10 protein-coding genes are annotated in these 14,490 nt (G+C 67.6%); 6 read left to right on the top strand and 4 right to left on the bottom strand.

Annotated elements, in window-relative coordinates; all coding sequences use genetic code 11:
* Positions 1 to 141: 141 nt before the first annotated feature.
* The gene (locus tag HV798_RS22775) at positions 142 to 912 is read right to left on the bottom strand and encodes a GntR family transcriptional regulator (protein ID WP_175216553.1); all 771 of its coding nucleotides are present in this window, start codon (positions 910 to 912) and stop codon (positions 142 to 144) included.
* A 200-nt stretch (positions 913 to 1,112) separates the two neighbouring features.
* Between HV798_RS22775 and HV798_RS22770 the strand changes: the two genes are divergently transcribed.
* From HV798_RS22770 to HV798_RS22760, 3 genes are all read left to right on the top strand, one after another.
* Positions 1,113 to 2,294, top strand: coding sequence for a pyridoxal-phosphate-dependent aminotransferase family protein (locus HV798_RS22770; protein ID WP_175216552.1), 1,182 nt, complete (start codon positions 1,113 to 1,115; stop codon positions 2,292 to 2,294).
* 71 nt (positions 2,295 to 2,365) lie between these two features.
* Positions 2,366 to 3,424, top strand: coding sequence for a serine hydrolase domain-containing protein (locus HV798_RS22765; protein ID WP_175216551.1), 1,059 nt, complete (start codon positions 2,366 to 2,368; stop codon positions 3,422 to 3,424).
* A 141-nt stretch (positions 3,425 to 3,565) separates the two neighbouring features.
* On the top strand, positions 3,566 to 4,576 hold the full coding sequence (locus HV798_RS22760) for an aldo/keto reductase (RefSeq protein WP_175216550.1): 1,011 nt from the start codon (positions 3,566 to 3,568) through the stop codon (positions 4,574 to 4,576).
* A 60-nt stretch (positions 4,577 to 4,636) separates the two neighbouring features.
* Here the strand turns inward: HV798_RS22760 and HV798_RS22755 are convergent, their stop codons facing one another.
* Positions 4,637 to 5,203, bottom strand: a complete 567-nt coding sequence (locus HV798_RS22755; RefSeq protein ID WP_175216549.1) for a TetR/AcrR family transcriptional regulator — start codon at positions 5,201 to 5,203, stop codon at positions 4,637 to 4,639.
* 213 nt (positions 5,204 to 5,416) lie between these two features.
* Here HV798_RS22755 and HV798_RS22750 point away from each other — a divergent pair, with 213 nt between their 5' ends.
* The 3 genes from HV798_RS22750 to HV798_RS22740 all read left to right on the top strand — a co-directional run bounded on the left by HV798_RS22750 (position 5,417) and on the right by HV798_RS22740 (position 11,331).
* Positions 5,417 to 6,589 carry an efflux RND transporter periplasmic adaptor subunit gene (locus tag HV798_RS22750; protein WP_484456034.1) on the top strand — a complete coding sequence of 391 codons (1,173 nt, stop codon included), beginning with the start codon at positions 5,417 to 5,419 and terminating at the stop codon, positions 6,587 to 6,589.
* Between the two features lie 88 nt (positions 6,590 to 6,677).
* Positions 6,678 to 9,815, top strand: a complete 3,138-nt coding sequence (locus HV798_RS22745; protein WP_175216548.1) for an efflux RND transporter permease subunit — start codon at positions 6,678 to 6,680, stop codon at positions 9,813 to 9,815.
* Positions 9,816 to 9,822: 7 nt separating this feature from the next.
* Positions 9,823 to 11,331 (top strand): efflux transporter outer membrane subunit, encoded by a 1,509-nt coding sequence (locus HV798_RS22740; RefSeq protein WP_175216547.1) that lies wholly within the window; start codon positions 9,823 to 9,825, stop codon positions 11,329 to 11,331.
* Positions 11,332 to 11,340: 9 nt separating this feature from the next.
* Here the strand turns inward: HV798_RS22740 and HV798_RS22735 are convergent, their stop codons facing one another.
* Both HV798_RS22735 and HV798_RS22730 read right to left on the bottom strand, forming a co-directional pair.
* Positions 11,341 to 12,675 (bottom strand): MFS transporter, encoded by a 1,335-nt coding sequence (locus HV798_RS22735; RefSeq protein ID WP_175216546.1) that lies wholly within the window; start codon positions 12,673 to 12,675, stop codon positions 11,341 to 11,343.
* Positions 12,676 to 12,791: 116 nt separating this feature from the next.
* Positions 12,792 to 14,459 (bottom strand): GMC family oxidoreductase, encoded by a 1,668-nt coding sequence (locus HV798_RS22730; protein ID WP_175216545.1) that lies wholly within the window; start codon positions 14,457 to 14,459, stop codon positions 12,792 to 12,794.
* Positions 14,460 to 14,490: the final 31 nt, after the last annotated feature.

The raw sequence follows: 14,490 nt of genomic DNA, 5'->3' as shown, positions 1-14,490 counted from the left end.
CCGGGTGCTGCATGAACCGAAGCGGCGTCTGGGCCGTCGGTTCACATGAATCAGTCACTGCGGTACTGCGTATCTAACGTCTCTGGGCCGGGATGCGCCACCCCGATTCTTATAGGTTTTGTCGTCGCGCCTGGGAAAGGCTTATGAAGAATCAGACGGGCTTACTTGCAGGGCCGACACGCTTTTCAGCGCCGCCTCGCATTTGCGTTGGAGATGCTCGCGCATGATGCCGGCCAGGCGGTCGGCGTCGCGCGCTTGCAGGGCGTCGGCCATGTCGATGTGCTCGCGCATGGCCTGGTCCCACTTGCGCTGGTTTTCGTTGGACACGAAGCGCAGGTTCTGGATGCGTGCGTTCTGCGCGTCGTACAGCTGCTTGAGCAGGTGGTTGTGCGCGGCCAGGCTGATGCGTTCGTGGATGTCGCGGTTGGTGCGGAAATAGGTGGGCAGGTCGCGGCGGGCGTGGCTGGCCATCATCTCGAAGGTCAGTGCGCGGATCTCGGCGATTTCGGCGTCGGTCGCGCGTTCGCAGGCCAGCCGGCACGACATGGCTTCCAGGCCGCCGATGACCTCGAAGGCCTCGCGGATGTCGGCCACGCCCAGCGCCACCACCTGCGCGCCGCGGTTTGGTTCGATGCGCACCAGGCCTTCGGCGGCCAGCACCCGGAAGGCCTCGCGCAGCGGGGTGCGCGACACGCCCAGCCGGTCGCACAGGGCGCGTTCGTTCAAGCGGGCGCCCGGGGCGAATTCGCCCTGGATGATGCGTTCGCGCAGTTGCCCGGCCACGGTGGCGGGCAAGGTGCGGCCGGCCCCCGGCGTGGGGCGCGGCAGGTCGGTGGACGACCCGTCAGGGACGGCGCCGGCAGCCGGGGCTGCGGGCAGGGCGTCCGGCATCAGGCTGGGATCGCTGCGCATTGGTATACAAAAATTCCCCGTGTTTTTTCCGACTATAAACCGTGGCCCAAGCCTTTAATCATGGGTGAATACCCTAGCTTATAGGCTTAAAAACAATGGGATAGAGTGGCGCATGACGTAGCCGGGTTTGCCCCGATTGCGCCGTTGAACCGCTGCGCCTCTTTCGTTGGTATACAAAAAAATCCCCTCCAAGGCTACGCATGCATCCCCTTGAAACCTCTCGTTCCGGCCGGCATTTCCTGCAGATTCCCGGGCCCACCAACGTGCCCGACCGGGTGCTGCGCGCCATCGACCAGCCCACCATCGACCACCGCGGGCCGATGTTCGGCCAGTTGGGGCTGGCGGTGCTGGCGGCACTGAAGCCCGTGTTCCAGACCGAGGCGCCGGTGATCATCTTCCCGTCGTCCGGCACGGGCGCGTGGGAAGCCGCGCTGGTCAACACGCTGTCGCCCGGCGATCGCGTCTTGATGGTCGAAACCGGCCACTTCGCCAGCCTGTGGCGCAAGCTGGCCGGCCGCCTGGGGCTGGAAGTCGATTGCCTGGCGGGCGATTGGCGTCGCCCGGTGGATGCCGCGGCCATCGGCGCGCGGCTGGCCTTGGATGCGCAGCACGCCATCAAGGCCGTCTGCGTGGTGCACAACGAAACCTCCACCGGCGTCACCAGCGACATCGCCGCGGTGCGCGCCGCCATCGACCGCGCCGGGCATCCCGCCTTGTTGATGGTGGACACGATTTCGTCCCTGGGCTCGGTGGACTACCGCCACGACGAATGGGGCGTGGACGTCACCGTGGCCGGCTCGCAAAAGGGCCTGATGCTGCCGCCCGGCCTGGCTTTCAATGCCGTCGGGCCGCGCGCGCTGGCCGCTGCCGATTCGGCGCGGCTGCCGCGTTCGTACTGGGACTGGCGCGAGATGCTGGCCGCCAATGCGCGCGGCTATTTCCCGTACACGCCGTCCACCAATCTGCTTTACGGCCTGCATGAGGCGCTGGCCATGCTGCAGGCCGAAGGCCTGCCGCAAGTGTTCGCACGCCATCAGCGCCATGCCCAGGCCACGCGGTTGGCGGTGCAGGCCTGGGGGCTGGAGCTGCTGTCGCTGGACCCGGCCGCCCACAGCCCCGCGTTGACGGCGGTGCTGATGCCGGCGGGCCACGGCGCGGACGCCTTTCGCAAGGTCGTGCTGGACCGCTTCGACATGTCGCTGGGGCAGGGCCTGGGGCAGCTGTCCGACCGCATCTTCCGCATCGGGCACCTGGGCCACTTCAATGACCTGACGCTATGCGGCACGCTGGCCGGCGTTGAAATGGGCTTGGCCGCAGCGGGCGTGCCGCACCGGCCCGGCGGCTTGCAGGCCGCCATGGAATTTCTGGCCAAGGCGCCCTGACGGCGCCGGCCCCCCTTTGAACGGTGGCCGCGTCGGTTCATGGCGCGGTCACGCAACCACCAGGAAATGCAATGAACGCGCTTATGCAGCAGGCGATCCAGTTCGCCAACGACCATGAATCCACCTGGGACCGCAGCGTCAACGGCGTCTTCGGCGTGCACCAGAACGACCCGCCGCCCTGGAACCGGCTGTTGGGTCCCATCCACGATCGCGGCCCGGTGTCGGGCGTGGTGGTGGTGGACGGCAAGACCGTGGCCGAATGGGGCGAACCCGAACGCGCCGACCTGACCTTCAGCGTGGCCAAGCTGTACCTGGCCATTCTGGCCGGCGTAGCCCACGACCGGGGCCTGTTGCCCGACGTGGACGAGCCCGTCGGCAAGCGCGTGCCGGGCATTGGCTTTGACGACGGCCAGAACGCCCGCATCACCTGGCGCCAGCTGCTGCAGCAGACCAGCGAATGGGAAGGCGAACGCTTCGGCGTATCGGACCAGGCCGACCGCTACCGCGCCGTCACCTTCGGCGTGCCGCCCGATGGCAAGAAGGGCGACGCGCGCCCCTTGCAGACGCCCGGCACATACTGGGAATACAACGACGTGCGCATCAACCAGCTGTCGTACGCGCTGCTGCACCTGTTCCGCAAGCCGTTGCCCGAGGTCTTTCGCGAAGCCGTCACGCGGCCGCTGGGCGCCAGCGAAAACTGGCAGTGGGTGGGCTACGACAACGCCTGGGTCGAGATCGACGGCCAGCGCATGCCGTCGGTGCCGGGCGGCTCGCACTGGGGCGGCGGCATGTCCATCAGCGCGCGCGACCAGGCGCTGATCGGCCAGATGCTGCTGAACGATGGCTGCGCGGCCGACGGCCGGCGCATTCTGTCCAGCGAATGGCTGGCCGCCATGCGCACGCCGTGCGCCATCGCGCCGTACTACGGCTACCTGATCTGGCTGAACCACGAAGGGCGCGTGTTTCCCAGCGTGCCGGCGTCCAGCTTTTTCGGCGTGGGTGCGGGCAGTTCGTTCACCTGGGTCGAACCCGAACGCAAGATGGTCGTGATCGTGCGCTGGCTCAATTCGGCGCATGCCGATGCGCTGTTCGGCAAGATCCTGGCGGCCGTCGACGCGCCGGCCAGCTGAACGAGCCTTGCCCCGGAATCCCTGCGGCGCGCAGGGATTTTCCGCGGCCTGTCAGCATTCTTCTGGCAACATGACCCATCCGCTCGCCGGGCAGCCGGCGGGCGTGTTCGCATTTGCCAAGCAACCAAGGACACATTCGCCATGAATTACCGCCGACTGGGAACCAGCAATCTTCGCGTTTCGCCCCTGTGCCTGGGCACCATGATGTTCGGCGAGCAGACGCCCGACGACGAGGCCGCCCGCATCGTCGCGTCCGCCCGCGACCACGGCCTGAATTTCATCGACACGGCCGACGTCTACAACGAAGGCCGGTCCGAAGAAGTGGTGGGCAAGCTGCTGGCCGGGCAGCGCCACGATTGGGTGCTGGCCAGCAAGATCGGCAACGTGGTGGGCAAGGCCCCGAACCAGTCGCGCTACTCGCGCCAATGGCTGATCCGCGGCGTCGAACAGAGCCTGTCGCGCCTGGGCACCGATTTCCTGGACATCCTGTACCTGCACCGCGACTACCACGAAGAAAACCTGGAAGAAGCGCTGTTCGCGCTGGGCGACCTGATCCGCGCGGGCAAGCTGCGCAGCTTCGGGCTGTCGAACTTCCGCGGCTGGCGTATCGCCGAAACCCTGCGCCTGTGCGAAAAACTGGGCGTGCCGCAGCCGGTAGTGTGCCAGCCTTACTACAACATGCTGAACCGCGGCCCTGAAGTCGAGATCCTGCCGGCGTGCAAGCATTACGGGCTGGGCGTGGTGCCGTACAGCCCCATCGCCCGCGGCGTGCTCACCGGCAAGTACCTGCCGGGCCAGGCGCCCGCGGCGGATACCCGCGCCGGGCGGGGCGACCGCCGCATCCTGGCCACCGAATTCCGCGAAGAATCGCTGCAGATCGCCCAGCAGCTGGTGCAGCACAGCGCCGCGCGCGGCGTGCAGCCGGGCCACTTCGCCACGGCCTGGGTGCTGGCCAACCCGATCATCACCAGCGTCATCGCCGGCCCGCGCACCCTGGCGCAGATGGACGACTACTACGCTGCGCTGGACGTGAAGATCACGCCCGAAGACGAAGCCCTGGTCGACACCTGGGTGACCCCGGGCCATGCGTCCACGCATGGCTACAACGACCCGAACTACCCGTTCTTCGGCCGTCCCGTCGCGGTGGCCTGACGAGGGCAAGGGCGGGGCCGCAAGGGTGGGCCGTCCAGAAAGCCCACCCGCTGGGCACTTTCAACGCGCCGCCGCCGGCTCCGCAATCCCATACAGCAGCATCTGTTCGGCCACGGTCGCGATGCCCAGCCGGGCAATCCGGCCGCGGCGTTCGGCATCGATCATGCTGGTGATCACCGTGATCAGCAGCTCGGTCAGCGCGGCCGCCGTGATGTCCACGCGGAACACGCCTTCGCGCTGGCCCCGCAGGAAAAACGCGTCCAGCGTTTCCTGGTAGCCCGACCAGCTGTCCATGACGTCGGGCTGCAATTCCGTGTCCGGCTTCCAGTGATACATCAGGAAGATCGCCAGTTCCTTGTGCGCCAGATGCTGTTCGATCAGGTTGCGCACGGCCTCGCGCGGCGCGGCGCTATCCAGCCGTGAATTGATCAGCGCCTGCTTCATCACCTGGGCCCCGTGCGTCATCAGGCGCGTCACCAACTGCTCGCGCGTCTGACAGAAACGGTACAGCGTGGCCTTGCTGACGCCCACCGCGCGGGCCAATTCCTGCAGCGTGGCGCGCGGCTGGTCGACCATCGCCAGGGACAGCGCAATCAGCAGCCGTTCGTGGCCGGCATCGTCGGACATGGTTTCTCTCTCCCTCATTGTTCCGTTCTTGGGACGGTATTGGATCATGACTGATTCAATTTGCGCAAACTTACGTCAAATTGGCAAGTAAAGACTTGTTAAGGTCTTAAAAGAGGCTACATAGAATTAAATGAATCATTATTGATTCAAATTAATCTCTAAGGTAGCATTCAGACCTTATTCAGTTCAAGACGCCGCGGGCGGGAGGTAAAAGTGATCAAGCATCAACCATGGCGCTGGCCCGTAGTGGCGGTACTGGCGGCCGTGCTGGCCGGCTGCGGCGGCGACGAAATGGCCGCGGGTCAGGCCGAGCCCCGGGCGGTGCAGGTCGTAGCGGTGCAGCCGCAGCGCTACGACCTGGCCAGCTCGCTGCCCGGCCGGGTCGAACCCATGCGGGTGGCCGAAGTGCGGGCCCGCGTCGCCGGCATCGTGCTCAGCCGCAATTTCGAGGAAGGCGCCGACGTCAAGGCAGGCGACGTGTTGTTCCGCATCGACCCGGCGCCGTTCAAGGCGGCGCTGTCGCGCGCCCAGGGCGAATTGGCCAAGGCCGATGCGGCCCTGTCCGATGCCCAGGCGGTGCTGCGCCGCTACACCCCGCTGGTCAAGATCGAAGCCGTCAGCCAGCAGGACTTCGACACTGCCAGCGCGGCGGTCAAGAGCGCCCAGGCCGCGCGCCGTTCGGCCCAGGCCGACGTCGAGACCGCGCAGCTGAACCTGGACTACGCCACGGTCAAGGCGCCGATTTCCGGCCGCATCGGCCGCGCCCAGGTCACCGAGGGCGCGCTGGTCGGCCAGAACGAAGCCACCGTCATGGCCAAGATCCAGCAACTGGACCCGATCTACGTCGACTTCACCCAGCCGGTGGCCGACATGCTGCGCATGCGCGAAGCCATGCAGACGGGCGAACTGGGCCAGGAAGAGGGCGCCGATATTTCCATCAGCATCGATGGCGCCGACCGCACCCGCAGCGGCCGCCTGCTGTTCTCGGACATCGCGGTGGATCGCGGCACCGGCCAGGTGTCGTTGCGCGGCGAATTCGCCAACCCCGACGTACTGCTGCTGCCGGGCATGTATGTGCGCGTGCAGACCCGCCAGGGCGTCGACCCCCAGGCCATCCTGGTGCCGCAACGCGCCGTCACGCGCAGCACCGACGGCAAGCCGCAGGTGCTGCTGGTGGGCGAGGGCGACGTGGTGCAGACCCGCCTGGTGCGCACCGGCACCATGCGCGGCGCAGACTGGCACATCCTGGAAGGCCTGTCGGCTGGCGACCGGGTCATCGTCGGCGGGGTCAATGCCGCCGTGCCTGGCCAGAAGGTCAGCGTGACGCCCGCGCCGCAAGCCAAGGTCGCGGCCGTGCCGGGCGGGGACGCCGATGCGGTTCGCTGACCACCGCGCGCGGGTCGTGCCGTAGACCCGCCCGTCTCCTCATGCGCCGCGGCCCAGCGCCGCGCGCCCGCCCATCCGAGGTTAGATCATGTCCAAGTTCTTCATTGGCCGCCCCAAATTCGCGTGGGTGGTGGCCATCTTCATCTCGCTCGCCGGCATTCTGGCGATTCCGTCGCTGCCGGTGTCGCAGTTTCCGGTGGTGGCGCCGCCCCAGGTGACCATCAACGCCATCTATCCCGGCGCGTCCGCCAGCACCCTGGTGGACTCGGTGACCAGCGTCATCGAAGAGGAATTGAACGGCGCCAAGAAGCTGCTGTACTACGACTCGTCCAGCAGCTCCAGCGGCAGCGCCGAAATCACCGTCACGTTCGAGCCGGGCACCGATCCCGACCTGGCGCAGGTCGACGTGCAGAACCGCATCAAGAAGGCCGAAGCCCGCCTGCCGCGCGCCGTCACGCAGCAGGGCCTGCAAGTGGAGCAGGCCAGCTCGAACTTCCTGATGATCTACGCCCTGACCTACAAGGGCGACGATACCGGCAAGGACGTGGTCGGCCTGTCTGACTACGCCGCTCGCTATATCAATAACGAGATCCGCCGCGTCAACGGCGTGGGCAAGGTGCAGTTCTTCGGCGCCGAAGCCGCCATGCGCGTCTGGATCGACCCGCAGAAGCTGCTGGGCGTGGGCCTGTCGGTGGCCGACGTCAACGCCGCCATCGAAGCGCAGAACGTGCAGGTGCCGGCGGGCAGCTTCGGCAGCCGGCCGGGTTCGCCCGAGCAGGAACTGACCGCCACGCTGGCCGTCAAGGGCATGCTGGATACGCCCGAGGAATTCGGCCGCATCGTGCTGCGCGCCAACGCCGACGGCTCGACCGTCAAGCTGGCCGACGTGGCGCGGCTGGAAGTCGGGCGCCAGAGCTACGACTTCGAAACCCGCCTGAACGGCAAGACCGCCGTGGGCGCGGCCGTGCAGCTGGCGCCGGGCGCCAACGCCATCGAAACCGTCAAGGCGGTCAAGGCGCGGTTGCAGGAACTGTCGGCCTCGTTCCCGGAAGACGTCGCCTATTCGGTGCCGTTCGACAGCTCGCGCTTTGTCAGCGTCGCCATCGAAAAGGTGGTGTACACGCTGTTCGAAGCCATGGCGCTGGTGTTCGTGGTGATGTTCCTGTTCCTGCAGAACGTGCGCTACACGCTGATTCCGTCCATCGTCGTGCCGGTGTGCCTGCTGGGCACCTTCGCGGTCATGTCGCTGCTGGGCTTCTCGGTCAACATGATGACGATGTTCGGCATGGTGCTGGCCATCGGCATTCTGGTGGACGACGCCATCGTGGTGGTCGAGAACGTCGAACGCATCATGGCCGAAGAAGGCCTGCCCCCGCGCGAGGCCACGGTCAAGGCCATGAGCCAGGTGTCCGGCGCCATCGTCGGCATCACCCTGGTGCTGTCGGCCGTGTTCCTGCCGCTGGCCTTCATGAGCGGCTCGGTGGGCGTGATCTACCAGCAGTTCTCGCTGTCGCTGGCGGTGTCCATCCTGTTCTCGGGCTTCCTGGCGCTGACCTTCACGCCGGCCTTGTGCGCCACCTTCCTCAAGCCGATTCCCAAGGGCCATCACGAGAAAAAGCGCGGCTTCTTCGGCGCCTTCAACCGCGTCTTCGCGCGCCTGACCGACCGCTTCGTCGGCCTGAATTCGCGGCTGGTGCGGCGCACCGGGCGCTACATGGTGATCTACGCGGCCATCGTGGCGGTGCTGGGCGTGCTGTACATGCGCCTGCCCGAATCGTTCGTGCCGCCCGAAGACCAGGGTTACGTCATCGTCGACATGCAACTGCCGCCGGGCGCCACGCACCTGCGCACCGACAAGGTGGTGGCCGACGTGGAACAGCACCTGATGTCGCTGGACGCCATGGGCGACGCCTTTACCGTCATGGGCTTCAGCTTCTCGGGCACGGGCCAGAACGCGGGCATCGCCTTCCCGTCGCTGAAAGACTGGTCCCAGCGCGGCAAGGGCCAGGCCGCCACCGACGTGGCCGATAGCGTCAATGGCCGCTTTGCCGCCATCGACGACGGCACGGTGATGGCGGTGAACCCGCCGCCCATCGACGGCCTGGGCAACTCGGGCGGCTTCGCGCTGCGCCTGCAAGACCGCGGCGGCCTGGGCCGGGCGGCGCTGACGGCGGCGCGCGACCAGCTGCTGGCCAAGGCCAACAGCTCGCCGCTCATCGCCTACGCCATGATGGAAGGCCTGGCCGATGCGCCGCAACTGCGCCTGGACATCGACCGGCAGAAGGCCGAAGCGCTGGGCGTGGGCTTTGACACCATCAGCACGGCCATCTCGTCGGCCTATGGATCGGCCACGGTCAACGACTTCGCCAACGCCGGCCGCTTGCAGCGGGTGGTGGTGCAGGCCGACGTGCGCGACCGCATGACGCCCGAAAGCGTGTTGCAGCTGAACGTGCCCAACAAGTCGGGCGGCATGGTGCCTCTGAGCGCCTTCGTGCAGACCCATTGGGAAAACGGCCCCGTGCAGATTTCCCGCTACAACGGCTACCCCGCATTCAAGATCGCGGGCGACGTGGCCCCCGGCGCCAGCACGGGCCAGGCCATGGCGGAAATCGAGCGCATCGTGTCCGAACTGCCGACCGGCATCGGCTACGAATGGACCGGCTTGTCCTACCAGGAAAAGCTGGCCGGCGCGCAGGCCCCGATGCTGTTCGCCCTGGCGTTCCTGGTGGTGTTCCTGCTGATGGTGGCGCTGTACGAAAGCTGGGCCATTCCCGCGTCGGTGATGCTGATCGTGCCGATCGGCGCGCTGGGCTCGGTGCTGGCGGTGACCGTGCTGGGCATGTCCAACGACGTGTACTTCAAGGTGGGGCTGATCACCATCATCGGGCTGGCGGCCAAGAACGCCATCCTGATCGTGGAGTTCGCCAAGAGCCTGCGCGAGCAGGGCCATACGCTGGTCGACGCCGCGATCGAGGCCGCCAAGCTGCGTTTCCGCCCGATCGTGATGACGTCCCTGGCGTTCATCCTGGGCGTGGTGCCGCTGGCATTGGCCACCGGGGCGGGCGGCGCCAGCCAGCGCGCCCTGGGCGTGGGCGTCATCGGCGGCATGCTCAGCGCGACGCTGCTGGGCGTGATCTTCGTGCCGGTGTTTTTCGTGTGGGTGCTGTCGCGGTTCAAGGGCAAGCGGGCAGCCGCCCCGGCCCCCGCCACTGCCCCCCAGGAGTGAGATCCCTATGAACGCAACTTTCATCGTTTCGCGGCTGGGCGCCGCCATCCTGACGGCGGTATTGGCCGGTTGCTCGATGGCCCCCGTGTACCAACGGCCCGACGCGCCGGTGCCGGCCACCTGGAACCAGCCGGCCGGCGGCCAGAACGGCGCGCCGTCGGCGGCCGCCACCCTGGACTGGCAGTCGTTCGTCGTTGACGAAGACCTGCGCCGGCTGGTGGCGCTGGCGCTGGACAACAACCGCGACCTGCGCCAGGCGCTGCTGAACATCGAAGCCGCGCGGGCCCAGTACCGGGTGCAGCGCGCGGACCAGCTGCCGGGCATCAACGCCCAGGGCACCGGCACGCGCCAGCGGGTGCCGGGCGACCTGAACGCCAGCGGCAACGCCGGGGTGCAGAGCAGCTACCAGGCCGGGCTGGGCCTGACATCGTTCGAGATCGACCTGTTCGGCCGCGTGCGCAGCCTGTCGGATGCCGCCTTGCAGGAATACCTGGCTACCGAAGCCAATGCGCGCGGCGCACAGATCAGCCTGGTGGCCGAAGTGATCCAGGCCTACCTGGCGCGCGACAGCGCGCTGCGCCGCCTGCAGGTCACGCGCCAGACGCTGGACAGCCGCGAGGCCTCGCTGGCCCTGACCGCCAAGCGGCGTCAGGCCGGCGCGGCCACGGCGCTGGACTACCAGGAAGCGCTGGGCCTGGCCGAACAGGCGCGCGCCGACCTGGAACGCATCGACCGCGAAGCCCGCCAGGCCGGCAACGCGCTGGCGCTGCTGGTGGGCGTGGGCGACCTGGGGCCGTTCCTGCCCAAGGGCCTGATCGCCGCGGCCCCCCTGGTGCAGGAAATCTCGGCCGGCGCGCCGTCTGAATTGCTGGAACGCCGGCCGGACATCCGCGCCGCCGAACACCAGTTGCAGTCGCGCAATGCCAGCATCGGCGCAGCCCGCGCCGCGTTCTTTCCCAGCATTTCTCTGACCGGCATGTTCGGCAGTTCCAGCGCGGAACTGTCGAACCTGTTCGACGGCGGCCAGCGCGCCTGGTCGTTCACGCCGCAGATCACGCTGCCGATCTTCGCCGGGGGCCGCAACACCGCTAACCTGGACCTGGCCAACGTGCGCCGCGACATTGCCGTGGCGCAGTACGAAAAGACCATCCAGTCGGCCTTCCGCGACGTGTCCGATGCGCTGGCGGCTACCGACACGCTGCGGCGCGAAGAGCAATCGCGCCGCGCGCTGGCCCAGACCAGCGCCGAGGCCCAGCGCCTGTCCGAGGCGCGCTATCGCGGCGGCGTCGACAGCCACCTGCGCTACCTGGACGCGCAGCGCCGCGCCTTCGCGGATCAGCTGTCCTATATCGAGGTCGCGACCCAGCGCCAGGCGGCGCTGGCCACCTTGTTCAAGGCGCTGGGCGGCGGCTGGCCGGCGTCAGCGCCCGCGCCGACCGCGGAGCGGGCGATAGAGCAGTCGCGCCATCCCGCGGCGGCACCCGCCCTTGAGCCGGCACCCGCCCCGCGAGGCTGATGTGCGGGCCTACGCCTTGCGCAGGGCGGCGGCGCCGACGGGCGCCGCCGTTTCCTGTGCAGACGTCCGGCCGCCGCGCCCGATCAGCCACGCGCACAGCGCCGACACCACGCCCGCAAACAGCACGTACAGGCAGATCAGCCAGGGCTGGCCGCCGCCGCTTTTCAGCAGGGCGGTGGCGATGATGGGCGTGATGCCCGAGGCGAAAATGCCCGAGAACTGATACACGAACGAGATACCGGTGTAGCGCACCTTGGCGTCGAACAGCTCGCAGAACAGCGCGGCCTCGGGACCATAGACGGCGGCATACAGAATGCCCAGGGGAATGATGATGGCCAGCCACACCAGCATCATGTTGCCCTCGCTGTTGAGCATCAGCCAGAATCCCGGAAAGGCGGATATGGCCGTGATCAGCGAGCCCCAGCAATACACCCGTGAGCGTCCGATCCGGTCGGACAGCCGCCCGAAATAGGGAATGAAAAAGCACATCACCAGCGCCGCGGCCATGACGCCGATCAGCGCCTCGGTGCGCGATATCTGCAGCGTCTGCGTCAGGTACGAGATCGAGAACACGCCGAAGACGTTGAAGAACACGCCGTCGATGTAGCGCGCGCCCATGCCCTTGGCAACGTTGCCGGGGTAGCGGCGCATCATGTCCATGAAGGGAATGCGGCTTTCGGCGTTGTCGCGCTTGACCGCGGTGAACTCGGGCGTTTCCTTGATGTTCAGGCGGATGTACATGCCCACCAGCACCATCGCGGCCGATGCCAGGAACGCGACGCGCCAGCCCCAGGCCATGAACTGCGCATCGGTCAGCAGCGTGGACAGCAACGCCACCGTGCCCGACGCCAGGCACAGCCCGATCGCCAGTCCGATCTGCGGGATCGACGCGTAAAAGCCCTTTTTCCCCGGTGGCGCGTATTCATAGGCCATCAGCACCGCACCGCCCCATTCGCCGCCCAGGCCGATGCCCTGGAACACGCGCAACAGCAGCAGCAAAATGGGCGCCCAGATGCCGATGGTGTCGTAGGTGGGCACCAGGCCGATCAGGAAGGTGGACACCCCCATGATCATCAGCGTCATCACCAGCATGCTCTTGCGGCCGATGCGGTCGCCGAAATGGCCGAAGATCAGCCCGCCCAGCGGCCGGGTGATGAAACCCACCGCAAAGGTGGTGTAGGCCAGCATGGTGGATACCAGCGGGTCGCCCGTGGGGAAGTACAGCTTGTTGAACACAATGCCGGCGACCACGCCGTACAGGAAAAAGTCGTACCACTCGATGGTGGCGCCGATCAGCGACGCGGCGACGACTTTGCGCACCGCGGTTTCGTTCTGCTTGGCCATGCCTGTCTCCTTTGGTGGGGCGGGCGGCGCTCTGTGGCGCCGCTGCCGCGGAAATCGCTATCTCATGCGGGTCGATCCTGAGGGTTCATCGGCGTTGTCTCGTTGCCGCGTTGCCATTACGCGGCTTGCTTCTGGGGCGGGCGCTCGGCCTGCGGCTGCGCCTGGGTGCGTCGGCGCTCGGCTTGCAGGTCCTGCAGGATGAAGTCGGCCGCGCGCTCGGCCAGCATCACCACCGGCACATTGGTATTGCCGGATACCAGCGTCGGCATGATCGAGCAGTCCACCACCCGCAACCCGTCCACCCCGTGCACGCGCAGGCGCTCGTCCACCACCGCCAGCGGATCGCTGCGCGGACCCATCTTGGCCGTGCCGGATGGGTGGAAGATGGTCGCGCCGTACTCGCGGCAGAAGTGCAGGATCTCGTCGTCGCTGCGGATCTCGGGGCCGGGCCGGAATTCCCGTTTCATCAGGCCGGCCAATGGCTCGGTGGCGGCCAGGCGGCGCGCGTACTTCACCGCCGCCACCGTCATGCGGCGGTCCAGTTCGGTGGACAGGTAGTTCGGCTGCATCGACGGCGCCTCGAACGGATCGGCGCTGCGCAAGCGCACCGCGCCGCGCGAGGACGGCCGCAGCTGGCAGACCGAATAGGTGCAGCCCGAAAACGGATGCACCTTGCCGCCCGCCATGTCGGCCGACAAGGTGGCGAAATGAAATTGCGTGTCGGGGCTGGCGCTAGCCGGGTCCACCCGGCAGAACAGCCCGCCCTGGTTGATGCCCACGGCCAGCGGCCCGCCGCGAAACAGCAGCCATTGCAGCCCCATGCCGACGCGGCCATGCAGGGTGCGCAACTGGTCGTTGGTGGTGATGGGCTGGCGGGTTTCGTAGATCAGCCGGATCTGCAGGTGGTCTTGCAGGTTCTCGCCCACGCCGGGCAGGTCACGCACCACGCGGATGCCGAACGGGCGCAGCAGCGCCGCCGGCCCCACGCCAGACAGCTGCAAGAGCTGCGGCGATTGCAGCGCGCCGGCGCACAGCAGCACTTCGCGCCGCGCCCGCAGCGTGCGCACCTGGCCGCCCTGGCGGTAGCGCACGCCCACCGCGCGGCTGCCTTCGAACAGCACCGCCATGGCATGCGCATCGGTCTCGATGCGCAGATTCGCGCGGCCCTGCGCCGGGCGCAGATAGGCCACGGCGGTCGAGCAGCGGCGGCCGTTGCGGGTGGTCAGCTGGTAATAGCCTACGCCGTCCTGCTCGCCGGTATTGAAGTCCTGCACCTGCGGCACGCCCAGCGCCTTGGCCGCGCCGATCAGGCCTTCCACCAGCGGATGCGGCGTCTTGATGGAGGTGGCGTTCAGCGGGCCTTCGGTGCCGCGCGTGTCGCCCGGCCCCAGGTCATTGTTTTCCAGTTTGCGGAAGTAGGGCAGGCAGTCGTCCCAGCCCCAGCCGGGGTTGCCGGCCGCGGCCCAGGCATCGTAGTCGCGCCGCTGGCCGCGAATGTAGATCAGCCCGTTGATGGCGCTGGAGCCGCCCAGCGTGCGGCCGCGCGGCCAATAGATGCGGCGGCCCAGCATGTTGGGGTCGGGGTCGGTGTAGTAGCCCCAGTTCACCACTTTGTGGAACATGGTCTTGCCGTAGCCGATGGGAATGTGGATCCACGGCGAGCGGTCCGGCGGACCGGCTTCCAGCAGGCAGACACTGTGTTCGCCGCTGGCGGTGAGGCGGTTGGCCAGCACGCAGCCGGCCGAGCCGGCCCCCACCACGATGTAGTCCACGGCATCAGACATTTCTGAATTTCTCCCTGGTGTGGCCGATCCG

The sequence above is a fragment of the Achromobacter deleyi genome (assembly GCF_902859705.1).
GTDB lineage: Bacteria > Pseudomonadota > Gammaproteobacteria > Burkholderiales > Burkholderiaceae_B > Achromobacter > Achromobacter deleyi.
This window is presented reverse-complemented; position numbering and strand designations above follow the sequence as displayed.

What these genes read in the sequence shown, in the direction of transcription:
- HV798_RS22745 (WP_175216548.1), top strand. Translation starts at nt 6,678, where the DNA reads ATGTCCAAGTTCTTCATTGGCCGCCCCAAATTCGCGTGGGTGGTGGCC.
- HV798_RS22765 (WP_175216551.1), top strand. Translation starts at nt 2,366, where the DNA reads ATGAACGCGCTTATGCAGCAGGCGATCCAGTTCGCCAACGACCATGAA.
- HV798_RS22730 (WP_175216545.1), bottom strand. Translation starts at nt 14,459, where the DNA reads ATGTCTGATGCCGTGGACTACATCGTGGTGGGGGCCGGCTCGGCCGGC.
- HV798_RS22735 (WP_175216546.1), bottom strand. Translation starts at nt 12,675, where the DNA reads ATGGCCAAGCAGAACGAAACCGCGGTGCGCAAAGTCGTCGCCGCGTCG.
- HV798_RS22770 (WP_175216552.1), top strand. Translation starts at nt 1,113, where the DNA reads ATGCATCCCCTTGAAACCTCTCGTTCCGGCCGGCATTTCCTGCAGATT.
- HV798_RS22740 (WP_175216547.1), top strand. Translation starts at nt 9,823, where the DNA reads ATGAACGCAACTTTCATCGTTTCGCGGCTGGGCGCCGCCATCCTGACG.
- HV798_RS22775 (WP_175216553.1), bottom strand. Translation starts at nt 912, where the DNA reads ATGCGCAGCGATCCCAGCCTGATGCCGGACGCCCTGCCCGCAGCCCCG.
- HV798_RS22755 (WP_175216549.1), bottom strand. Translation starts at nt 5,203, where the DNA reads ATGTCCGACGATGCCGGCCACGAACGGCTGCTGATTGCGCTGTCCCTG.
- HV798_RS22760 (WP_175216550.1), top strand. Translation starts at nt 3,566, where the DNA reads ATGAATTACCGCCGACTGGGAACCAGCAATCTTCGCGTTTCGCCCCTG.